Source organism: Ructibacterium sp. SJQ-7, from assembly GCF_054696575.1.
The window spans coordinates 779,718-803,108 of sequence record NZ_CP195193.1; the positions used below are offsets into that span (position 1 = coordinate 779,718).

The window sequence follows — 23,391 nt, forward strand, 5'->3', positions numbered from 1 at the left end:
GAGTTTCATAGGCGTCAATTTTGGAATTATTTTCTTTCTTTGACGGCTAAACCGTGCGTATCAAATCCTTCGACCTTTGCAAATCTGTAAGCGTAATTTCTTACATTTTCAAAACCGTCTTTTGACGCATAGCCTACTGATGAACGCTTTAAGAAGTCTTGAACACTTACTGATGAATAAGTCTTTGCAAAACCGCCTGTCGGCAAGATTGCGTTAGGACCTAAAACGAAGTTACAAAGTGTTACAGGTGTGTAATCACCAAGAAGAATTTCACCTGCATTCTTAATCTTAGGAAGTGTATCGAAAGGCTTTTCTGTCATAACTTCCATATGTTCAGGTGCGTATTCGTTTACAAAATCGATTGATTCGTCAAGAGAATTTGTAAGAATTACACCGCCGTATGTTGTAAGGTTTGTTTCTATAAATTCTTTTCTCTTAGGAGAAATCTTTTCAAGCTGTCTGTTTACAATCGGAACAACCTTTTCAACAAGTTCCTTTGAGTGAGTAACAAGAAGTGCGGCACTGTCAGGGCCGTGTTCAGCCTCAATCATCCAGTCAAGAGCAACCTTTTCAGGGTCAGCCTTTTCGTCTGCAAGAACAATAATTTCACTCGGACCTGCCGGCAAACCTGCGTCAATATGGTTTGAAAGAACTCTCTTTGCGGCAGTTGCATAACTGTTACCCGGTCCAATTATTTTATGACACTTAGGAATTGTTTCAGTACCGTATGCAACGGCTGCAACGGCTTGAATACCGCCGACTTTATATATTTCAGTGATACCGATTATCTTTGCCGCTGCCAAAATAGCGTCGTCAACTTCACCCTTTTCATTCGGAGGTGTTACAACAACAATCTTAGGAACTTTCGCAACAACTGCCGGTATACCAAGCATACACAAAACTGATGGGAATGAACCCTTGCCGTGAGGAACATACAGACATACGTCAACTATCGGAGTAGTCTTTTCGCCTACCATAAGTCCGTCATCGACCATAGTAAACCACATTTCCTCCGGAAGTTGCTTTTCATGGAAATCGTATATGTTCTTATAAGCATATTCAATAGCCTCTCTTGTTTCCTTATCAAGGTTATTGTAGCCTGCCTCTATCTCTTCAGGTGTTACTTTCATTTTATCAGCAGTAAGCTGTACACGGTCAAACTTTGCAGTATATTCCAATACCGCTTCGTCACCACGTGCCTTGACATCGTCAGAAACTTCTTTGGCAACTTTCATTTGTTCTGTAATATCAAGTTCTGCACGTTTCATTATGAAATCATACTGCTCTTTGGTCATTTTTGAAAGTTCATAAATATTCGGGTTCATTGTCTTCCTCCTAAGTTTATTTGTTCAAGAAATCTTTCATCTTTTCTGCAAAAGATTTCTTTTGTTTATAATTTTTATCTTCTTCAAATTCACGCAAAAGTTCTTTTTGCTTTGAATTAAGGTTTCTCGGTACTTCTACGTTTACAGTAACGTATTGGTCGCCTCTTACCTTACTTCTGATTGACGGAATACCTCTGCCCTTCATTCTGAATTTTGAAGCTGTTTGAGTTCCCTCAGGAATTTTCAGTTCAACGGGGCCGTCAAGTGTAGGTACTTGTACGGTTGCACCCAAAGCAGCCTGTACAAATGATATAGGCATATCTATAAATACATTCGTTCCCTCACGTTTAAACATCTGGTGCGGATGTACTCTTATTGTAAGAAGTAAGTCGCCGTTAGGACCGCCTTTATCGCCGGCCTCGCCTTTACCCGAAAGTTGAATTGTCTGACCGTCATCAATACCTGCCGGAATATCAACTTCTATCTTCTTCGACTTTCTTACCTTACCTGTACCGCGACAGTCCGGACAAGGATCTTTTACAATCTTACCTTCACCATGACAGTGCGGACAAGTCGTAACGTTAGTCATATAACCCAGTACAGTTCTTTGTTGTGTACGGATTTGACCTGTTCCGTGACAATGCTGACAAGTTTGTGCAGTCGTACCCTTTTTAGCACCGCTGCCGCCGCAAGTTTCACATTTTTCCTGTGCCTGTATACTCATTTCTCTGTGACAGCCGAATGCCGCCTCTTCAAAAGTAAGATCAATAATCTTACGAATATCAGCACCGCGTTTTGGTCCGTTTCTTCTTTGACCGCCTCCGAATCCTCCGAAACCGCCTCCGAAGAAATCGCCGAATATATCGCCAAAGTCAAAACCGCCGCCGTTAAAGCCACCGCCGCCCGCTCCGAAGTTCGGGTCAACACCTGCGTGTCCGAATTGGTCGTATTTACTTTTCTTTTCAGGATCAGAAAGCACTTGATAAGCCTCGTTTACCTCCTTAAACTTTTCCTCCGCCTCTTTATTGTTCGGATTAAGGTCAGGATGGTATTTCTTACTCATCTTTCTGAATGCCTTTTTTATTTCATCATCAGAAGCACCCTTTGAAACTCCGAGCACTTCGTAATAATCTCTTTTTTCAGCCAATTTTTTCACCTACCTATGCTATTATACTACAATATTTTAGTTTTGTAAAGTGTTAATACAAAGGCTTTGTTAAAAGCCTTAAAAGGACGGACATTTGTCCGTCCTTTTAGTGTTTTCATTATTATTGTTGATTGTTATCGTCGTTGTCAACTTCTCTGTAATCAGCCTCATAAACACCGTCATCATTTGGTGCACCCTGTTGTGCATTAGGATCACCCTGCGGATTAGCTTGCTGATACATTTGCTGTGCAACTGCGTAGAACTTTTCTTGAAGTTCGTCTGTAGCCGCCTTAATAGCTGCCGAGTCTGTACCCTTTAGAGCCTCTTTAACCTTGTTTACTTCAGTTTCAACCATTGACTTTGTATTATCGTCAATCTTATCACCTGCGTCTTTAACAGCCTTTTCACATTGATATACAAGTGATTCTGCGTTGTTTCTGATTTCAACTTCTTCTTTACGCTTTTTATCTTCTTCAGCGTACTTTTCAGCCTCTTTAACAGCTCTGTCAATATCTTCGTCACTTAGGTTAGAAGATGCTGTAATAGTAATCTTCTGTTCGTTGCCTGTGCCAAGGTCTTTAGCGCTTACGTTTACGATACCGTTTGCGTCAATATCGAATGTAACTTCAATCTGTGGCACACCTCTCGGAGCAGGAGCAATTCCTGTTAGATTGAAACGTCCCAAAGTCTTGTTGTACTGAGCCATTTCTCTTTCACCTTGAAGAACGTGTACTTCAACAGAAGTTTGACCGTCTGCGGCAGTTGAGAATATTTGTGATTTGTTTGTAGGGATTGTTGTATTTCTTTCGATAAGCTTTGTAAATACACCACCCATTGTTTCGATACCAAGTGAAAGCGGTGTAACATCAAGTAGAAGAACGCCTGTTTCTTCACCGCCAAGTACACCTGCCTGTCTTGCAGCACCTACTGCAACACATTCGTCAGGGTTGATACCCTTATTAGGCTCTTTGCCCATTTCTTTCTTAACAGCCTCTTGTACAGCAGGAATTCTTGAAGAACCGCCGACAAGAAGGACTTCATCGATTTGTGATGCGTTAAGACCTGCGTCATTCATAGCGTTTCTGATACATGTAAGTGTTCTTGCTACAAGGTCAGCTGTAAGTTCATCAAACTTAGCTTTTGTAAGTGTAATATCCATATGCTTTGGACCTGTTGCGTCAGCTGTGATGAATGGAAGATTAATGTTTGAAGTTGTTGTTGTCGAAAGTTCAATCTTTGACTTTTCAGCAGCCTCTTTTAATCTTTGCATAGCCATCTTATCTGTTGAAAGGTCTACGCCCTCTGTTTTCTTAAATTCGTCAAGCAAGTAGTTGATAATTGCCTGGTCGAAATCGTCACCGCCAAGGTGAGTATCGCCGTTTGTTGAAAGAACTTCAAATACGCCGTCATCAATATCAAGGATAGATACATCGAATGTACCGCCGCCAAGGTCGTATACCATTACTTTCTTACCTGTGTCGCTTACGCCGTATGCAAGAGCTGCGGCAGTAGGCTCGTTGATAATTCTCAAAACTTCAAGACCTGCAATCTTACCTGCGTCCTTTGTAGCCTGACGCTGTGAGTCGTTGAAGTAAGCAGGAACTGTGATAACAGCCTGTGTTACAGTTTCACCAAGATAGCTTTCTGCATCTTGCTTTAACTTTGTAAGAATCATTGCCGAGATTTCTTGTGGTGTATAAGCTTTACCGTCGATTGTAACTTTTTCGCTTGTACCCATTTTTCTCTTAATTGACATAATTGTTCTGTCAGCATTTGTTACGGCTTGACGCTTTGCAACCTGACCTACAATTCTTTCACCGTCTTTTTGGAATGCAACAACTGAAGGAGTTGTTCTTGCACCTTCGCTGTTAGTGATAACATTAGGGTTACCGCCTTCCATAACAGCTACACAACTGTTTGTTGTACCTAAGTCTATACCTATAATCTTTCCCATTTTTAATTCCTCCTAATTTATAATTAATTTGCTACTTTTACCATACTGTGTCTGACTACTCGGCCGTCCTTATATATGTAGCCTTTCATCAAATCCTCGACAACCGTATTGTCATCGATTGTTTCATCTTCAATGTGCATAACCGCATTATGAAGATTAGGGTCAAATTGTTCACCCTCTGCCTTAATCGGCGTAACGCCCAACTTTGAAAGTGTTTCATTGAACTGTTTTAAAACCATTTCAATACCGTCTTTCATTTTTTGACCGTCCTCCGACTGAACTTCAGTCGCAAGCGCTCTTTCAAGGTTGTCGCCTATCGAAAGAATTGCACCGACCGTATCAATTACCGCGTCACCGTAACGCATATCTTTTTCACGCTGCGAACGCTTTTGGTAGTTGTCATATTCGGCATACAGACGCATATATTTATCAGTCTGTTCTTTCAGCTTTTCTTCAAGGACTTCCTCGTTTGACTTTTCTGCCTCTTTAGGTTCAGCCGTTTTTTCTGTTTCTTTATCTAATGTCTCCTCATTGACTTCCTCATTCTTCTTAGCCATCTGATTACCCCTTTCTCTACTCATCACTTATATATTCGTTGAGTATTTTATCTATTTCATTTGAAATAAGGTCAAGGCTTGCAAAAACCTTTGAATAATTCATTCGTTTAGGTCCGATAACTCCGATTTTTCCGGCTTTTTTATTGCCGAGTGAATAATTGATAGTTACCAATGAGCAATCCTGCAATATTTCAAAATCGTTTTCTTTACCGATTTTAGCCTCAATTCCGTCAGCGTCGCTTGAGGCAACAAGCTTTTTCAAATTTTCTTTGTCATCAAGGAAAGTAAATATCTTTTCCGCTTTTTCAACATCGTTGTATTCGGGATATTTCAATATTGACTTTGCATTGTTGACATATATTTCTGTTTCACCGCTGTCCGTTATCGTTTCATACACAAAGTGCATTATATCAATCAAAACTTTCGGATGAAGTGAAAGTCTGTTTTCAATATCTTTTTGAATATCCTGTATCTTATCAAACGTTATCTCTCCGGCTTTAAGTCCGGCAAGATGTTCGTTTAATATATTTGCAAGTGACATACACGTTGCACTGTCAATGTCGATATTCATCACCTTGTTTCTTACAGTTCTTGTTACAACAATAAGCATTACCGTTTGCGTGGCAATCGGCACAAGGTCAATCTTGTTAATTTCAAATTCCTGCTCCTTAGGCGCTGTAACAACCGTTGTATATTCGGTAAGATTTGACGCTATTGCACCGGCATATCTAATCAGCTTTTCAAGCTGACTGACACGCGTTTCAAGTACGCTTTGCAGCTGTGCAACTGCTTCCATACCTATTTTATACTTCCGCATAAGCGAATTAACGTAAAATCTATATCCCTCATCTGACGGAATACGTCCCGCCGAAGTATGCGGTTGTATCAGATAACCCATTTCTTCAAGGTCTGCCATTTCATTACGGATTGTCGCGCTGGACAAACCCAAGTTTTCCTTTTTGGAAATCGACCTTGAACCGACAGGTTCAGCAGTGCCTATATATTCATCAATGATTGCTTGCAGGATTTTTCTTTTTCTGTCGTTCAAATCCATATACAAACATTCCTTTCTATCTTTAAACAAGATGTCATATAAGCATTTTTTGTTAGCACTCATACACCTTGAGTGCTAACAATTATAAGATACCACTATTATACCCGATTGTCAAGTGATTAATATAACTTTTCATAAAATGTTCATAAATTATCCCATATTGCCAAATTTCTTATACAAACTCGCATAAAATCGAATTTGACACGTTTATTCCGTCCAATGTAAGACTGTATCTTCCGTCAATATATTGCATAAGTCCGAGCTTTATAAATTTATCAAATTCACTGCCGAATACATCTTTTATATTCTTGCCGAAACGCGACTTAAAATCATTTTCGCTTACTCCTCTGTTCATACGAAGTCCGGTAATCATAAATTCTGCTATCTTATCATTTTCGGTCAATTCGATTACTTCTTTTCTCGCACTGCCGATATATTCGTTTATGTCAGACGTGTTGTAAAAACGGCAGTTTCCGATATATGAATGTGCCGCTGTACCTAAGCCGATATACTCCTCACCTGTCCAATACTTCACGTTATGCCTGCACTCGTATCCGTCCTTTGCGAAATTTGATATTTCATATTGTTTAAAGCCGTTCTTACCGAGAAAATCGACTGTATGCATATACATTTCTCTGTCAGTATCTTCATTCGGAATATCAAGCAGTCCTTTTGAATATTCCTTTTCAATAGGTGTTCCGTCCTCAATTATAAGACTGTACGCCGATATATGCTTTACAGGCAAGCTGACGGCTGTGTTTAAAGTATTTTTTAGACTCTCAAACGTCTGTGACGGCAGTGCGGTCATAAGGTCAAGATTTATATTTTGAAAACCCATTTTATCTAAATGACAAATTGTATTATATGCCGTCTTTGCGTCGTGTATTCTTCCGATTTTTTTCAGTTCATCATCATTGAACGATTGTACCCCTACACTTATACGATTTATACCGCCGTTTAGCATTGCTTTAATTTTGTCATCATCCATTGTTCCCGGATTTGCCTCTGTCGTAAATTCGCAGTCACTCGCAACGTCAAATACATCAAAGCACATTTTCGTAACTTCTTCGATTTGTTTCGGTGTTAAAATTGACGGTGTACCGCCGCCGATAAATATTGTATCTATTTTTTCTCCCCTGTATTGTTCCGCCTCACGCTTTAGCGCGTCAACGTATTTGTCCGCCGTATCCTCCATACACGGAAATGATACAAAATCACAATACTTGCATTTTTGTTTACAAAACGGTATGTGAATATAAAGTCCTTTCATAAGTCACCTCAATAAAAAAAGGACTTAACAGTCCTTTTTTATTCAATTCAATATTAATGTTCGTGTCCGCAGTCGCAGTCATCATCGTCACAATCGCAATCAAATTCAAGTTCGATTTCTTCGTGACAGTTCGGACATACGATAGCGTTATCATCGTCAATCATATCAAAATCAATCATAACGTCTTCACCGCAGTTAGGACATTGAATTTCAAAATAATCATTTCCGTCACTGTCGTAATCATCGTCATCATAATCGTCGATATAATCATCGTCGTCATCGTCATCATAATCGTCATACTCATCGTCACCGTACAAATCGTCGGCAATTTCAAGTACACAATCATCAAGCTCGTCAACAACATCTTCAACATCATCAACTCTTGAGTTTAATTCTTCAATAGTATCAGCCATTTCAGACATAACGTCAAGCAATTTGATAATAAGCTTACCTTCGTCACTCTTTGGGCTAAGGTCAAGACCGTCTGCATAACCCTTTAGATATGAAACTTTTTTAATTAAATCTTCCATAATTAATCTCCTTTCATTCAAAAGGCTGAAAGAAAATTGTTCACAACACAAAATAAGTGCTGTGTGCGATTTTATTCAGACTTATTTTACTCTTTCCATGTATTCGCCTGTTCTTGTATCTACTCTGATAACTTCGTTCATATCAACGAATAGAGGTACTTGAATTGTAGCACCTGTTTCAAGAGTAGCAGGCTTTGTAGCGTTTGTAGATGTGTTACCTGCGAAACCCGGTTCTGTATCAACGACTTCAAGTTCAACGAATGTAGGCGGTTCAACACCGAATACGTTACCCTTGTAAGACATAACCTTACATACGTCATTTTCCTTAACGAACTTCATTTGTTCTTCGATTTCTGACTTAGCAATGTCAAGCATATCAAATGTTTCGTTGTCCATGAAATGATAGAAGTCGTCATCACCGTATGAATAAGCCATATCCTTTCTGTCGATATGAGCTTCTTCAAACTTTTCTGTAGGTCTGAATGTCTTTTCAACGACACCGCCGCTGATTATGTTCTTAAGTTTTGTTCTTACGAAAGCAGCACCCTTACCAGGCTTAACGTGCTGAAATTCTACGATTTGAAATACATTACCTTCGTGTTCAAAGGTTCTGCCATTTCTAAATTCACCAGCTGTAATCATAAATTAATCCTCCTGAATCTTTTGTAATTTAATATTAATAATTATATTTTAATATATTTTGTCTAAAAAATCAAGTATTTATTAGTTTTTTTTCCTTTTTATTATTACAGGTTTAAAACTTGTAAATTAATAAAATGATATTAGCGTACTATCGCCGTTCTGCTATCGGCGTCCCAATCTACGTCATATCCCATATTTTCCGAGAGGAAGCGCAGCGGTACCATTGTTTTGCCGTTTACGAGTCTTGCGGGCACATCCATTTTAGCGGGTTTATTATTTATTCTCGCGTTGACGTTATCTATTGAAAATGTTACTGCCTTATTCTCAATCGTTGCTGTTGCTGTCTGAGTTTCACTATCCCATTCAACATCTGCTCCCATTTGCTCGAACAAAAACCTCATAGGCACAAGCGTGCTGCTGTCCTCGATAATCGGCGGTACGTCAAAGCCGAGAATATTACCGTCAAACTCAATATACGGTGTATCCGACGGGCATTTTTCATTTAATACATCTTCAATATCTGCCATATCATATTCTACCAATCTTTTTCTGGTCCATAAAACAAGCTTATCTTTCCATAAATTGCACGAATTAACGTATTCACTTCCGGATATATTACCACTGTATTCAGGGATTGCTATATCAACAGAATATACACCGTCCCGAGATATTCTGAATGTATTACTATTATCAGATTGCATTTCAACATAGATATCGCCCTTTGCTTTATAGTAACATGTTATAGGTCTTTCTTGTACCACTTTAGTTAAATCCGAATTATTTTTTTTGATGAACATATCTTTTACTTCAAACCTATAATTACTTAAGTTTATGTATTTTGTCAATTCTCCTTGAAATACAAGAGAATTTCTGCCATTGCTTTGCGGCATACTACTCCTTTCATTATCAATTTGCCAATCAATTGCATCATAAGAATAGTAAATAGTATTATTTTTAAGTTCATAGTCTGTTGTTCCTATTTGTGTGTATTCTTGTGTTTCAGCATAATAAACACCGTCTACATATTCAAAATCGGTTAACGGTTTATCCAACTGAAATTCACTTACCAAATTAAAATTTTCATCCAATATATATATTGGTTTAATTCTCGGACCATGTGTTCTTATCATTTTATCTATTATGAAAGAAGGGTTGAAATATACTTCATCATATACAATATATTTATCCCCATAATGCTTAATGTTTGCCCTATACTGGCTGCTAATTTTCATACGCACATCATAGCTAATATCCATATCACTCCACTCTACCAAATCATCGGATTTTGTAAATTTAGTATCTAAAAGAGAGCATTTTATAAACTCAGTACCCGTCCACCAAAAGAAGTTCCCTTCTTGATTCGACAAAACATCTACATTATGGTAGTCAAAATAAGCATTTTCCAACTTATCATAACTATTTGCTTTTAAAACTACTGTTTCTGCATTCGCACTTAATGTTGTTGATAATAAAATAATAAATAATAATCCTATCATAAACTTTTTCATTCTTTTATCCTCCCCAAAATACAAAAAGGATGCAAAGTCTTATTTGTTGTCAAAGACTTTACACCCTTTAATAAATTCATTTATGCTCTATGCTGTTTTGTTTAATTCAGCCTTTAACTGATTAATTTTACTGTCTATTTTTTCATCAAGTCTATTTTCAATGTAATCAATAACGTTTATTTCGGTTTTATGGTTAAATTTAACATCGTTCTTTAGTGTCTTTACATCTGATTTAATAATTGTAATGTCATCTTGCATTGTGTCAAGTCTTTCATTGATAGCTTGTAAATTTGATTGTAAACTCGCTTGAATCATTTCTTGAATTGCCTGTAAATCATTTTTATCTAACATATCTATCACTCTTTCAAAATCACATTTATATTACTCTATTTACATTATAACATATATTTTTCAAACTGTAAAGACTTTGTCAGTTAAAAATTGCAAGTTCCGTTAGGGCAATGCGATTGGATATATTCGTCAAGTATTTTTGCCGCAAGACCGACTTTATCTTCGCAAGTGCGTTTCTTATAATATTCTTCTGTTCTCTTTGACGGAACAGGACTGTTATCTTTTCCGTCAAGACCTAAAAGTTCTCGGCATATAATAGAGCCTGTTTCCGCTTTAAATTGATTTGCGAGTTCCTGCACAAGTGCATAAGTATCTTTTTTACCCTCATAATCTTTCGCGTCGTCATATCCGTACAAAATTCCGACAACCATAAACATTCCCGTTACAGCACCGCAAACTTCTCTCATTCTGCCCATTCCGCCGCCGAATGATGACGCAAGTCTTAGCGCAGTCTTTTTATCCATACCCATCAAGTCACTGAACGCCGCCACCATTGCCTGTGAGCAGTTGTATCCCTCTTTAAATGCCTGTCTGGCAAGTTCTTCTCTTTTGTTCATATTAATCACCTTACGTTTTTATTCTAATTATATCACACTTGTCAAATAAAAAAACTGCGAGTATTGTTACCCGCAGTTTTTCGCATTTATTCAGCTGTAGCTGTTAGCTTATTGTATTCAGCCTGTGTAATCGGCATTACAGTACCGTGACGATATGTACCGTCAAACGAGAAGTCTGAATCTGCCGTAAATTCACCCTTTGTAATATCGGTTGTTACAAAAGGCTTATAGCCCTTACTCTTTGAGAAGTAGTCAAGAAGTAAGCACCATTCATTTTTACCGTTTAATTTATAAATTGTAGGACCTTCATAGCCTGTCATACTACCCAAATTATAGTTTGCAACATCTTTCCAATCACCGCTTAGAGATGTACACTCCTGCATTGTGATACTTGATTTTGCCTCATTCTTTGTAAATCTGTAATATGTACCCTCATGGTCGATAATAGTTGTATCAATAACCGCGTTAGGCTCTTCTATATACAATTCAGGAGCAGAGAATGTCTTGAAGTCCTTTGTATAACTTCTGTAAATTCTGTACTTTTGATAGCTGTCATCGCTTACAACCGATGCCCAGAATACCATATATTCATCCTTTTCAGGGTCATAGCAAGCCTCCGGCGCCCATGTACAACCGGCATTGTCATTATTAATCTTTACAAGGCTTGCCTCGCTCCAATTAACAAGGTCACTGCTTTCCCATACAACAATGCTCTTTGAGCCTTGCTGTGCGGCGGCTGTCCAGTTATTCTTTAAGTTATAGACGCTTAAGTCTGTTGCGATAATAAAGAACTTACCGTCCTCACCGCGAAGAATATACGGGTCACGAACGCCCTGTGTACCGACATTACTTGTCAAATACGGTTGTTTATTATTAAGCGTTGTCCATGTCTTACCGTCTTTTGATACTGAGAAATAGATTTGTTCACGAGTTGCGTCCTCTTGTGTATCAACGAAGTGAACAAACAAGTACGCACTCATATCATCAAGGTTCTTAATATTAATTGTCTTTTCCACCTTTTTCTTTTCTGTTGTTCCGTCTGATAATGTTGCTGTTATTTTATACTTACCTACTTCAAGATTATCAAAACTGCCTGCCGCATTTGTCTGCTCTGTTCCGACTGCCGTACCGTCTGAATCAGCCAATGAAACCTTTACGGCATACTTATCTTTCGTCGAATCACAGTCACTTGCATAAACGATTTTATTTCCGTCGGCATATGCTTTGAAACTGTCAATAACCGCTGTATATCCCAATACAGTTACGTCGAAGTTTCTTGTAAATTCAACACCGTCTTTTGTCATTTTTGCAGTCAAAGTAGCTGTTTTTGTTTCGTCACTTCTTGTAATCTTACCTGCCGTTGTAACCACAGCAGCGTCTGAAGTTGACCAAGTAACACCCTCTTGCGTAGGGATTGTAATGTCAGATGTAACAGCTGTCAAATCACCCAAATCAAGTGAATTTAAAGGATTTTCGTAAGCATAGTTATAGATTACAAAATCATCTATATAACCTGTTGCGAATTCACCTGTACCCCAGTTAGCCTTACCGATATATGCAACTGAATTTTTGCCGAGCATATCCGAGATATTAACTGTTGAATCAACACTGCTTGTTCTTGTTCCGTTTACATAAACGTCCGTTACGCCGTCAGCAATCGAAATGATTACATCGTTCCATTCATTTGTGTTATATGCACCTGTTGCCGACTGACTTCTTGTACCGGAGTTATTATATCTTTCGGATGTAAGTGTGCCGTTGTTTGTCATTGCACCAAGATACTGTTCCTTTTGATATGTCTGTGCACTGCCGTTTGGTGCGGCAAAGAACCACCATGATGTTGTTGTGGTTGTCGGCTTAACCTTAAATGAAATTGTGATATTTTTCTGACCTGTCAAAAGTGAATTGCCGTTTGCGTCTGTAAGCGTAACAACCGTTCCGCTTGTTCCGTCAAACTGAATACACTTCTTATTGTCAACCGTAACAAATTTCGGTGTACCTGTTGCCTTGCCGTATGATGATGTACTTGTTAAGTCGCCGTTATCAAAATTCATATTGATAAGCTCGCCGCTTTCAGGAACCGTCGGTGCTGCGGTTGGTTCAGGAGTCGGCGTCGGTGCCGCCAACTCACTGCTGTATGATATTACATCTGCGTTAAAGTTATCATATGAAACAACTCTTCCTCTTGCACCGTTGTATGAACCTGTTAATTCAAGCGATTTAACGCTTATAGGTGTGCTTATTGTTCCTGTGTAGCTTACATCAGTCTCACCGCCTGTAAAGCTTACGCTTGCCGAACCTGTTCCGTCTATTATAATTTCTACCTTTTTATTAAGTCCCATATTGTTTGCGTACTTCTGCGATGAGGTCTGCCAACCGTTTGCACCACGCAATTTACCATTTTTGACATCAGTTGATGTACACTGAATTACCGGTTTTTCCGAATTGGCAAGTACGTCTGTACCTCCGATACGCATTTGATTAAGATTATATCCGCCGCCTGTGATTGTAAATCCTACAACCTCGTTGCCGTATGCGTCTTTAACAGAGAATGTATTTTCCTTACCGTTCTGCTCCCAACCTGAGAACATATCGAATGTAAGTCTGAATTTATCCTTGCTTGTAAGTGACTTTGCCTCTGAAAGTTCTGCTTTTGCAGTTGCTTTAACAGGAACAAATACGTTACCGAATCTTTCAAGACCTGTTGCATATACTTGATTTCCGTCTGCCGACAAATCTCCTGCACTTGCATTAAAAATATTTGCTGAATCTTCAAAATCATCGCTCATTTCATCAATATCCGTAACGCTCGGTGCTCCGACTGCCGTTTCCGAAGACGGAGTTGCGTCAATCAAAAATTCTGCGATATTTGTCATATTAGTATCGTTAGTATATCTGAAGTAACGATATGCGTTTTGATCAGCCAAATCTGTACTGCTTATTGTTGTGTACTGACCTGACGGAATTGCCTCAGTAATCGTATACAAATCTGTCCATGTTATGCCGTCGTTTGAAGCCTGAACTTTACCGTCCTTTGTTCTTTCAGGCATACCGTTTCCGCTTCTTGCGGCAAGTTTTATGTTGTTTACTTTAACAGTCTTGCCGAAGTCGTACATTACATAGCCGTTTTGTACGCCGTCAAAATATGTATTAAGGTCGCCGTCTGCCGCTTTACGATAATCGTTAGCGTCACTCGGTGCTGTTGAGTCATTCTTCCATGAAGCCGTTCCGCTTAGAGTATACATTGTTACCTTAATATCTTTTGTAGCCTTAACGTCACCGATTGTCGCCGTTATTGTAACTGTTCCTGCCGACACGCCTGTTACTGTACCGTCTTGTGAAACAGTTGCAACTTTTTCATCGCTTACGCTCCAAACAGGTGTACCCTCTGCATTTGTATCAAGTGTATATTGTGATGTTTTGCCGACACTTACAGTTGCCGCACCCGAAATTGTTGCATAAACAGTGATGTCATAAGTTTTTGAAGTTGTGTAGTCACCTACCTTAACCGTAACAGTTACCTTGCCCGGTTTCTTAGCCTTCAAAAGACCTGTCTGAGAAATTTCAGCAATACCGTTTTCAGTTGCGTCACTGTCAACAGACCAAGTAACGTCACCTTTTAAGTTTGTGCCAACGGCAAGTTGTACCTCGTCACCGCGTTTAATTTCAACGTCACTGCCTGTAATAACCGCATAATCTGTTCCAAGCTGTGAAGTAGTATTTGTTACAGTCGCTTTCGGAGTAACTCCGTCCCAAGCCATAAACTTGAATGTGCAATCTGTAAAGTCACCAGTTAGTTCGCCTGTCGGTTGGTTTACCGTAACAGTTTTTAGTAAACCGTTCTTATCATACACTGCAAAATATTGGTTATATCCGTTCAATGTTTCGCTCGGTGTATAGCTGTATTTTAAACCTGTGCTTGTAGGTTCAAAACTTGTAACCTTTGCGCCTGTTTCAATCAAATATGTTGTTACTGTATTTGCTTTTAAAGTTGTTGTAAGAGTTTTTCCGTCAAGTACGGCACCGTCTTTGATTTCTGCCCACTTTTCCTTGCCTGCCATATCTGTTCTGATTTCTCTTACGTTTGTACCTACCGTATTAAATCCCGAAAGGTCAAATTCGTAATCCACATCAGATGAATTTGACGCATTGTTTGCTACAATTTTAATATCGCCTGTATTTTTGTTGTATGCGGCAAGTGTGTTTGCCGATGAGGCGATAATTGTGTCACCCGGATTTATGTACTTTGTAAATTGACCGTATGTGTAATACTTGTTTGTAAGTACCAATTCTTCTTTGTCATGGTCTGCCATACCTACGCCCCATACACTGCCTGTGTATGCCAAAGAATTGTTAGCCTCAGTCTTGTTTCCGCTCGTCGGGTCTACGAATTTTGAGTCCTTATGGAAGTCCACTATATCCCACATTACCCATGCAGACGGCTGCATACCGTTCATATCTTCGATAATCATACTTGCAAGAGTTGCACCGTTACCGCCCTTGTCAACTTCGCTCTGCCATAGGTTTTTGCCGAGTTCAAGTGCCTTTGCCTTAACCTGTGCGTGATAGCCACGGTCTGAATATGTGTGAGTATCAACTCTGCCGAGTGCAGTCTTTGCCTCGTCTGTAAGACTTCCGAGATTGTTTGCGGTTTTCTTCAAACTTGTTTCGTCCATACCTGCTACAAGCACATCTGTAAGTCCTGCATTGTCAAGTGCTTTTCTTGTTTCCGTAATCATCTTTGACTGACTTGTACCCGGATCAAAGTGACAGCCCTCTTGTTTCGGTGAGCCGTAACCCCAATAATCCGTATCAGGCTCATTCATAGGCGAATAGCTCTTAAACTCTATACCGTTATCTTTGAAAAGCTTTGTTGCGTCTGCAATAAACTTGGCAAAATCATCATACATATCGTCATTTAAGTTATTCAAATTTCCGTTTGACGTAACTGTTCCGTCACTGTTTACAGTACCGCCGCCGCTTGTACATCCTGTTTTAGTCATAAAATACGGTGCGGAATTTGAAAACCCTTCAAAATACAAATCAGGATTTGCTTTTAGTGCCGCTTTTGCGATATTTAATTGATTTTGGTCTTTCGTAATGTCATATGTAATACTCTCTACATCTTTGCCGTCACTTGACAATTTGTAATCACTGTACACACCGGGTACTTTTGAGTCAGAACGGTTGATGTGGTTATGTGTCGGATCGTCACCGCCGCCTAAGTTGTAACGTGCGATGTCAAGTCCCAATCCTTCGTCTGAGAAAAATGCCTCTGCCGCCGCATTGGTAAGTTTTTCACTGTAACCTAATCTGTTTGCCCACCAGCAAAGTGCAGTACCCCAGCCTTGGAACTCACCGTTGTTAAAAGGTGACGCGTCAGCCGGATTAAGCTGTACATATGTCGGTTTTGTATCTTGAGCAGATGCACTGATTAAGCCGCCAAAAGGAAGCATAGCACACGCCAAGATTGTGCTTATAATCTTTTTCTTATTCATTGGTTTTCTCTCCTCCTTAAGATTACATTGTCCGTTAATTATATTATAGCACTCCCACATAGGGCATTACAATTATAAGATTTCTAAAACAGTTGTAAATTTTCTAACTGTTTTGCTTTACTTTTGTACTTAGATATTTTATAATAGATATTAGATTAAAGACGCGTCTGTCAACGCTTTGCCGACAGACTCAACAGATATATCGGAGGCGGATAATATGTTCAAACCTGTATCAGCAAAAGAAGAACGACTTTTACCGGTGTATGTCTACGGCTCGGAATCGCTTGAACATCAAGCACAAATAAGTCGCGGCAAAGGTTTTATGCTACATTCTCAAATTTCCGTTTGTTACAGCGGAGAAGGTGTTTTTACAGACCACAACAATGTTTCGCACAAAGTTCAAAGCGGAGATATTATGTACTTTACTTCCGCAACATCAAATTCATATAAACCCACCTCTGTCCCATGGAAAACAGACTACATCGTTATGGGCGGATATGCTCTGATTGAGCTTATGAGGTTTTTGGGATATTCAAAAAGCGGTGTAATTCACCTTACCGAAAATATTAAAGAAAAAGTATATCAAAATTTTAAAACAATTATTGAACTAAACAACTCCAATACCGAAAATGCTCATTCGATTTGCAGCAGACTTTTGTATACCGTATTGTTCGATATTGCATCTTGCATTGAGGGCAATCCCAACAATGACAAAGCGAATTTAATCAAGCCGTGTATTGATTATATAAAATCTAACTATATGCACGATATTTCAATATCAGCTTTAGCTGAAATGATTAAAGTAACTCCTACTTATCTCGGAATTATTTTTAAGAAAGTTTACAATATAACACCGCAAAAATTTCTTACCAATATACGCATAGAAAATTCCAAACAACTTTTAGTCAGCAACAAAAATATGTCACTTTCGGATGTTGCAATCAATTCCGGGTTTAACAGTGAAAGTTATTTTTGCAACACATTCAAGAAATATATAGGCATTACGCCTACGGAATACAGAAGTATTAACACATTCGGAGAAATATAAGCTATGAAAAAGAATTACGAAAAAATTTTACCGTCATACATATGTGATATACAGGAAATAAACAATCTTTCAAAGGTTATGTTTATGAACAACTTTCCGCACCATCAATTCATTTTGTGTACAAGCGGAACAGGTAAAATATGCACCGAAAACAACATTGAACAAACCGTAAGCAAAGGCGATATTGTATTTATAAATTCTTCAATTCTGTTTTCGCTCAGACAACAAGAAAATTTTTCTATAAAGCGTATTGCGTTTAACGGTAATTTCGTTACAAATTACCTCCAATACTTTGATTTTAACCAAGCCGTTGTTTTTGTTCCGAAAAGCGACGAAGTTTTTAACGCATTTAATATTGCGTATGACGGCTATATGCACGATAAAGACGATATACAAAATTCTGTTAATATGTACAATCTTATCGGTGTATGCGGTGAAAGTTATGTTTCATCAAAAACCGCTCTTCTGACAACCGAAGACTTTATTGCCGAGAGTGGTTTTGATTTTATAAAACAAAACATATCGTCAATAAATATAGACTTTTCACCATATCTGAAATTACACAAAATTTCAATAACGGAGCTTAACGATATTTTTATAAACCGTTACGGCAAAAATATTAATGAGCTGATTTACTTTTACCGTATGGAATTTGCAAAGTACGCGGTTTTCAAGGTAGGAAATACTCATTACGAAAGGTATTATAATCAATGCGGTTTTAAATCTCCCCAAGAATTTTACAGTGAATTTAAAAAGTATGCGAATATGACCGTAGAGGAATACTTTAACCTTGTTTGGGCAAAACAATAGGCTGTCGGCAAAAAACCGACAGCCTATTGTTTTATTTATTTTCAATTTTATACAACATCGTTGCCGCTTCGGCACGTTTCATATTATTATTCGGAAGTATCGTGTTATCCTCATAACCGCTCACAATACCTGTCGAATACAACTTGCTCACACCTTCTTCCGCCCACTGCGGTATATCGTTTTTATCCGCAAACGGAAGATTCGGCAAATCATCATTATTCGGAAGTATTCTTCCCAAAATCGTCATTGCCTCTGCACGCGTTATATTGTCATACGGTGCAAATGTGCTTGTTCCGTCGTCATTGACGCGACCTAAAATTATACCCTCTTTATACACAGCTTTTACAGCCGGAACTGCCCACTGCGGTATTGTATCATTGTCCGTAAAATCAAGCTTTACATCATCATATTTTGAAAAATCAAGTTTTTTGTAATTTGCTATCATCGATGCAAATTCCGCTCTGGTCATATTGTTGTCAGGCTTAAAAATCATTTTTCCGTCTTCTTCAAAACCGCTGATAATCCCTGTTGCCGCCATATCGGCAATTATATCCTTTGCCCAGTGATTTTCTGTATCGTAAAACGGATTAGGTGTACTCGGATAATCCGAAATATGCACCGGTATTTCTTTCGTTAAATTTCCTGCCGTCACCTTTATTTTACCGTCTTTGTTGACCGTATCGGCAAGTGTGAAAATGCCGTCCTCTGTTATCGTACCTATATCGCCCTCAACTTCCCATTTATACAATCTGTTTGTTGAAAGTAATTCGGTTCCGTTTTTGTATGACGCCGCCGAAAGATTAAGCTGTAATTCTTCGTTTGCCTCTGTATAGATTTCGCTGATTTCTTTCCAGTCCGCTTGATTATATACCTTTATTTCTTCAGGTGTTTCATAAACGCCGTATGTCACGTCCGTCACGTCACCGTTATCGCCGTACATAACAACTTTAACATCGCCTGTACCGTTAAGCGATACTGCTCCGTTTTCATCTACCGTACTGTCCGTATCGGTTTCCGCACGATATTTTATATTATACGGTTCTTCCATTTTATAATTTGCGGTATCGTATACGCTTTCTATATTAATATTCGCGGTCATTCCCGAAAGATAGTTATTATTAGTTCCGCCTGTAATATTGATTATCCACGGAATATTCGTTCTCTCGCGATTGTCCTTTAAGAAAATATAATTTGCAACACTTCTCAAATAACCGTCCGACGGTGAATTTACAACCATTGTATTGTCTTTTCCCGGAAACCACGCAGAAATGGTTGTCGAACCGCCTCCGTCAAGATTTAACGCGTCAACACACCCAAGCTCAACCATACGTTTTGCAAGCGTTTTAAGTTGAGCGCCATAGCTGTAACCCGACTGTCTGCCGTCAAGCGTATAGAAAATAATATTGCCGTCTGCTTTTATTCCAACAGCCGTTCTCGGTGCCGCACCGGCTTCAAAATCGGAATTTGCCACTCCGTTTGTTACAAGTCTGCCACCGACACTGCTTACCGCGTTTTCAGCTGTTTTCCAAGTACCGTCATCTCCGACCGCCTGATTTGCGACCGTTAAAGTCTGACCTGCGTGAAGTCTGCTCAAAAAGTCATAATATTCACTTACACCGCTTGTATCCATAAGCAAAACAACCTTACCCTCAGGAATTTCTATCTCGCCGTTATATATGAACACATCGTCAACAGTAAGCGACATTGTTTCGTCTACGTGCAGTCTGCCCTCGTTAGGTGTGCAAATAACAAAAATACATTCCGATTGAGTTTTTGTCGTTTCTCCGAATTTGTCCGTCAAAAGATAAACAGGATCAAATCCCGCCTGACACCACTTATTTATATACATAACGTCAATCGATTTTTCGCCGTCCGTCACTGTTGTCTGAATGTCAAGCCACTTTATAAAACCCGTTCCGTCGCTTCTGAAACCGACTGCGTCCTGTCCGCCGTATTCCTTTGATATAATTTCGCCGTCGGCTATTGTATAACCCATCGGAATACCTGTCTTGAATGAAAAATAATCGGCATTAATTCCGGCAAGCGGTCTTAAACCGTTCTCCTGCATATATTGCTCTGCCTGTTTAATATTTCTCGTTCCCCATATGCTCGCACCGTTCACAACAATCGGTACGGCGTCCTCATTAGGTGTATATTCAACATAATATTCATTTTGCTTACCGACGCTGTCCGAATTGAACTGTACATTATGAAAGTATGTAAATGCTCCCATATACGTACTCCAACCGCCGTTTTGCTCACCCAAAACATCTGCACTTGCAGTTATTCCCGTAAGCAACAAAAGTGTCATTGCAAAAAATAAAATTTTCTTCCTCACAAAACATTCCTCCATATAAAAAACAATACATTTTATAGTATATCACAAAATCGGATTTATGTAAAACTTAAATAATGGAATATATGCAATTAAATATTATATAATTAAGGCTATCGACATCAAAAAATAAAGTAGACAAAACCATATCGGTTTTGTCTACAATCCAAATTTTGCTTAATTCTTATTCTATACCTACAACTTCATATCCTGCGTCAACAACGGCTTTTTTAAGCACATCGTCCGACACGTCTTTTGCAAGTGTTACGACAGCCTGACCGCCGTTATCAAGTGAAACTTCCGCACTTACTCCGTCTATTGCGTTTAGCACCTCTCCAACTCTGCCTGTACAGTGTGAACACATCATTCCGTTAATTTTAATTGTCTTTGTCATAGTTTTATTCTCCTTTTCATTTTTTACAGTTTTAATATTATTGCGTTTTGGTTTGAAAAATCTCAATCTCAACGCATTTGACACAACGAATACCGAACTGAAACTCATAGCAAGTGCGGCAATCATAGGATTTAATTTCAATCCTGCTATACCGTACAAAACACCTGCAGCAATCGGTATTCCGAGTGCATTATAGAAAAATGCCCAGAACAGATTTTCTTTTATATTTTTAATTACCGAGTGGCTTAGCTCTATTGATGTAACAACGTCCTGCAAATCACTTTTCATCAATACAATATCAGCTGATTCAATAGCTATATCCGTTCCCGCACCGATAGCAATGCCAACGTCTGCACGAGTCAAAGCAGGTGCGTCATTAATTCCGTCACCGACCATTGCAACCTTGTGACCGCTCTGCTGAAGTTTTCTTACTTCTTCTTCCTTGTCTGACGGCAACACCTCCGCAACGGCACTGCTTAACGGCAGCTTGTTTTTAATTGCATTTGCCGTAACGGCATTGTCACCCGTAAGCATTATTACGTCAAGTCCCATATTACGCATATCTTCTATCGCTTGCCTACTTGTTGCCTTTATGGTATCGGCAACTGCGATTATTCCGACAAATTTATTATCCACCGCAAAATACAATGATGTTTTTCCGTTCTTCGCGAATATTTCATCTTCCGATACTTCAATATTGTTTTCACGCATCATCTTATAATTTCCGGCTAAAACTTTCTTTCCGTCAACATTGCCTTTTACACCTTGTCCGACAATCTGTTCAAAATCTGCAACATCACTAAATTCCAAGCCGTTGGCTTTTTCAACAATAGCCTTTGCAAGAGGGTGTTCCGACAAATATTCTATTGACGCTGCAATCTGTAAAAGTTCCTTATCGGAAATTCCGACAGGTGCTATATCCGTTACAGAAGGCTTACCCTCTGTTATCGTGCCTGTTTTATCAAGTACGACCGTATCAACCTGATGTGCTGTTTCAAGACTTTCGGCTGATTTTGTAAGTATTCCGTACTGCGCGCCCTTGCCTGTACCGACCATTATTGCAGTCGGTGTTGCCAATCCCAACGCACACGGGCAAGAAATTACAAGTACCGATATTCCCATTGAAAGTGCAAAACTAACGCCTTTACCCAAAAACAACCACACTATAATCGTAATCACTGCGATTGATATTACAACCGGTACAAATATACCGCTGACCTTATCGGCAAGCTTTGCAATCGGTGCTTTTGATGCCGAAGCTTCTTCCACAAGATGTATAATCTGTGACAATGCGGTATCTTCGCCGATTTTTTCAACCTTAAATTTAAAATATCCCGATTTATTTATAGTAGCTCCGATAACCTTATCACCGATATTTTTTTCAACTGCGATACTCTCGCCTGTAATAGCCGACTCATCTATCGCACCGTTACCCTCAACGATAACACCGTCCAGCGGAACTGATTGTCCTGCTTTTACAACGACAATTTCACCGATTTGCACGTCATCTACACCTACTGTAACTTCTTTTCCGTCACGAATTACAACTGCCGTTTTCGGCGATAAATCAATAAGTTTTTCTATCGCCTGTGATGTTTTCCCTTTTGCCCTCGATTCAAGAAATTTTCCGAGGGTTATGAGTGCAAGTATCATTGCCGCCGACTCAAAATACAAATTAATCATATATGAATGTGCAAATTCCTTGTCACCGTGTCCGAGTCCGTATCCTATGCAATATATTGCAATGATTCCATACGCGAATGCCGCGCCCGAACCTATCGCTATCAGCGAATCCATATTCGGTGCACCGTGAAACAACGTCTTAAAACCTGTTATATAGTATTTTCTGTTGACATACATTATCGGCAACGTCAACAGCATTTGCGTAAGTGCAAATGTTATTCCGTTTTCTGCACCGTGAAACACGCTCAAAAACGGCCAACCCCACATATGTCCCATTGAAATGTACATTAGCGGCACAAGGCAAACAAGCGACACAATAAGTCTGAACTTCATATTTGAAATTTCATTGTCGATTTTGTTGTCTTTCTTTTCTTGTTTTTTCCCCGCAACAGACGCACCGTATCCCCCCGAAACAACTGCGTTTATAATATCGTCAACGCTTACAGCCGTTTCATCAAAATCAACGTGCATATTATTCTGCAACAAATTTACGTTTACAGATTTCACACCGTTAAGTTTTTTGACGCTTTTTTCAACGTGTGCGCTGCACGCACTGCACGTCATTCCCGTTACATTAAATTTTTCAGTCACATTATCACCGTCCCGAATATTTTGATTGAATTTATTTATTGTTTATGATATTATTATATCGTAAATTATTTATTTTTCAAGTATGCACTTTTTTGATAGATACTATCATTTATGATAGTATGGATTGGAGGTAATAC

16 protein-coding genes are annotated in these 23,391 nt (G+C 39.0%); 2 read left to right on the plus strand and 14 right to left on the minus strand.

All coding sequences use genetic code 11. The features are described from left to right. Positions 1-26: 26 nt before the first annotated feature. The 12 genes from hisD to ACSAMO_RS03495 form a co-directional block, all read right to left on the minus strand. Complete coding sequence (gene hisD / locus ACSAMO_RS03440; protein ID WP_499209859.1) at positions 27-1,325, minus strand: histidinol dehydrogenase; 1,299 nt, start codon at positions 1,323-1,325, stop codon at positions 27-29. 16 nt (positions 1,326-1,341) lie between these two features. After that, positions 1,342-2,472, minus strand: a complete 1,131-nt coding sequence (gene dnaJ / locus ACSAMO_RS03445; protein ID WP_499209860.1) for a molecular chaperone DnaJ — start codon at positions 2,470-2,472, stop codon at positions 1,342-1,344. Between the two features lie 121 nt (positions 2,473-2,593). After that, positions 2,594-4,426 carry a molecular chaperone DnaK gene (dnaK, locus tag ACSAMO_RS03450; RefSeq protein WP_022229875.1) on the minus strand — a complete coding sequence of 611 codons (1,833 nt, stop codon included), beginning with the start codon at positions 4,424-4,426 and terminating at the stop codon, positions 2,594-2,596. A gap of 23 nt (positions 4,427-4,449) precedes the next feature. Continuing rightward, positions 4,450-4,983, minus strand: coding sequence for a nucleotide exchange factor GrpE (gene grpE, locus ACSAMO_RS03455; protein WP_308456201.1), 534 nt, complete (start codon positions 4,981-4,983; stop codon positions 4,450-4,452). A 16-nt stretch (positions 4,984-4,999) separates the two neighbouring features. Beyond that, the gene (gene hrcA, locus ACSAMO_RS03460) at positions 5,000-6,037 is read right to left on the minus strand and encodes a heat-inducible transcriptional repressor HrcA (protein WP_147513624.1); all 1,038 of its coding nucleotides are present in this window, start codon (positions 6,035-6,037) and stop codon (positions 5,000-5,002) included. Between the two features lie 172 nt (positions 6,038-6,209). Continuing rightward, the gene (gene hemW / locus ACSAMO_RS03465; protein ID WP_499209861.1) at positions 6,210-7,307 is read right to left on the minus strand and encodes a radical SAM family heme chaperone HemW; all 1,098 of its coding nucleotides are present in this window, start codon (positions 7,305-7,307) and stop codon (positions 6,210-6,212) included. 53 nt (positions 7,308-7,360) lie between these two features. Further along, entirely contained in the window at positions 7,361-7,837 is a 477-nt protein-coding gene (locus ACSAMO_RS03470; protein WP_117964874.1) for a CD1247 N-terminal domain-containing protein, read from the minus strand. A gap of 81 nt (positions 7,838-7,918) precedes the next feature. After that, on the minus strand, positions 7,919-8,479 hold the full coding sequence (gene efp / locus ACSAMO_RS03475; RefSeq protein WP_022229870.1) for an elongation factor P: 561 nt from the start codon (positions 8,477-8,479) through the stop codon (positions 7,919-7,921). Between the two features lie 140 nt (positions 8,480-8,619). Next, a complete protein-coding gene (locus ACSAMO_RS03480) occupies positions 8,620-9,987 on the minus strand; it encodes a copper amine oxidase N-terminal domain-containing protein (RefSeq protein ID WP_499209862.1) in 1,368 nt (455 codons plus the stop codon). Positions 9,988-10,074: 87 nt separating this feature from the next. Next, the gene (locus ACSAMO_RS03485) at positions 10,075-10,338 is read right to left on the minus strand and encodes a hypothetical protein (protein WP_418755880.1); all 264 of its coding nucleotides are present in this window, start codon (positions 10,336-10,338) and stop codon (positions 10,075-10,077) included. 83 nt (positions 10,339-10,421) lie between these two features. Then, the gene (locus tag ACSAMO_RS03490) at positions 10,422-10,895 is read right to left on the minus strand and encodes a C-GCAxxG-C-C family protein (protein ID WP_412274201.1); all 474 of its coding nucleotides are present in this window, start codon (positions 10,893-10,895) and stop codon (positions 10,422-10,424) included. A gap of 86 nt (positions 10,896-10,981) precedes the next feature. Continuing rightward, positions 10,982-16,393, minus strand: a complete 5,412-nt coding sequence (locus ACSAMO_RS03495) for a LamG-like jellyroll fold domain-containing protein (RefSeq protein WP_499209863.1) — start codon at positions 16,391-16,393, stop codon at positions 10,982-10,984. A gap of 217 nt (positions 16,394-16,610) precedes the next feature. On the opposite strand from ACSAMO_RS03495, the gene ACSAMO_RS03500 reads away from it, so the two are divergent. Next, a complete protein-coding gene (locus ACSAMO_RS03500) occupies positions 16,611-17,441 on the plus strand; it encodes a helix-turn-helix transcriptional regulator (protein WP_308456196.1) in 831 nt (276 codons plus the stop codon). A gap of 3 nt (positions 17,442-17,444) precedes the next feature. Next, the gene (locus ACSAMO_RS03505) at positions 17,445-18,251 is read left to right on the plus strand and encodes an AraC family ligand binding domain-containing protein (RefSeq protein ID WP_499209864.1); all 807 of its coding nucleotides are present in this window, start codon (positions 17,445-17,447) and stop codon (positions 18,249-18,251) included. A 31-nt stretch (positions 18,252-18,282) separates the two neighbouring features. Here the strand turns inward: ACSAMO_RS03505 and ACSAMO_RS03510 are convergent, their stop codons facing one another. Both ACSAMO_RS03510 and ACSAMO_RS03515 read right to left on the minus strand, forming a co-directional pair. After that, entirely contained in the window at positions 18,283-20,589 is a 2,307-nt protein-coding gene (locus ACSAMO_RS03510) for a phosphodiester glycosidase family protein (RefSeq protein ID WP_499209865.1), read from the minus strand. 181 nt (positions 20,590-20,770) lie between these two features. Further along, positions 20,771-23,254, minus strand: a complete 2,484-nt coding sequence (locus ACSAMO_RS03515; RefSeq protein ID WP_499209866.1) for a heavy metal translocating P-type ATPase — start codon at positions 23,252-23,254, stop codon at positions 20,771-20,773. Positions 23,255-23,391 lie beyond the last annotated feature (137 nt).

What these genes read in the sequence shown, in the direction of transcription:
- ACSAMO_RS03470 (WP_117964874.1), bottom strand. Translation starts at nt 7,837, where the DNA reads ATGGAAGATTTAATTAAAAAAGTTTCATATCTAAAGGGTTATGCAGAC.
- grpE (WP_308456201.1), bottom strand. Translation starts at nt 4,983, where the DNA reads ATGGCTAAGAAGAATGAGGAAGTCAATGAGGAGACATTAGATAAAGAA.
- ACSAMO_RS03480 (WP_499209862.1), bottom strand. Translation starts at nt 9,987, where the DNA reads ATGAAAAAGTTTATGATAGGATTATTATTTATTATTTTATTATCAACA.
- ACSAMO_RS03500 (WP_308456196.1), top strand. Translation starts at nt 16,611, where the DNA reads ATGTTCAAACCTGTATCAGCAAAAGAAGAACGACTTTTACCGGTGTAT.
- ACSAMO_RS03495 (WP_499209863.1), bottom strand. Translation starts at nt 16,393, where the DNA reads ATGAATAAGAAAAAGATTATAAGCACAATCTTGGCGTGTGCTATGCTT.
- dnaK (WP_022229875.1), bottom strand. Translation starts at nt 4,426, where the DNA reads ATGGGAAAGATTATAGGTATAGACTTAGGTACAACAAACAGTTGTGTA.
- efp (WP_022229870.1), bottom strand. Translation starts at nt 8,479, where the DNA reads ATGATTACAGCTGGTGAATTTAGAAATGGCAGAACCTTTGAACACGAA.
- ACSAMO_RS03485 (WP_418755880.1), bottom strand. Translation starts at nt 10,338, where the DNA reads ATGTTAGATAAAAATGATTTACAGGCAATTCAAGAAATGATTCAAGCG.
- ACSAMO_RS03490 (WP_412274201.1), bottom strand. Translation starts at nt 10,895, where the DNA reads ATGAACAAAAGAGAAGAACTTGCCAGACAGGCATTTAAAGAGGGATAC.
- hisD (WP_499209859.1), bottom strand. Translation starts at nt 1,325, where the DNA reads ATGAACCCGAATATTTATGAACTTTCAAAAATGACCAAAGAGCAGTAT.
- hemW (WP_499209861.1), bottom strand. Translation starts at nt 7,307, where the DNA reads ATGAAAGGACTTTATATTCACATACCGTTTTGTAAACAAAAATGCAAG.
- hrcA (WP_147513624.1), bottom strand. Translation starts at nt 6,037, where the DNA reads ATGGATTTGAACGACAGAAAAAGAAAAATCCTGCAAGCAATCATTGAT.
- ACSAMO_RS03505 (WP_499209864.1), top strand. Translation starts at nt 17,445, where the DNA reads ATGAAAAAGAATTACGAAAAAATTTTACCGTCATACATATGTGATATA.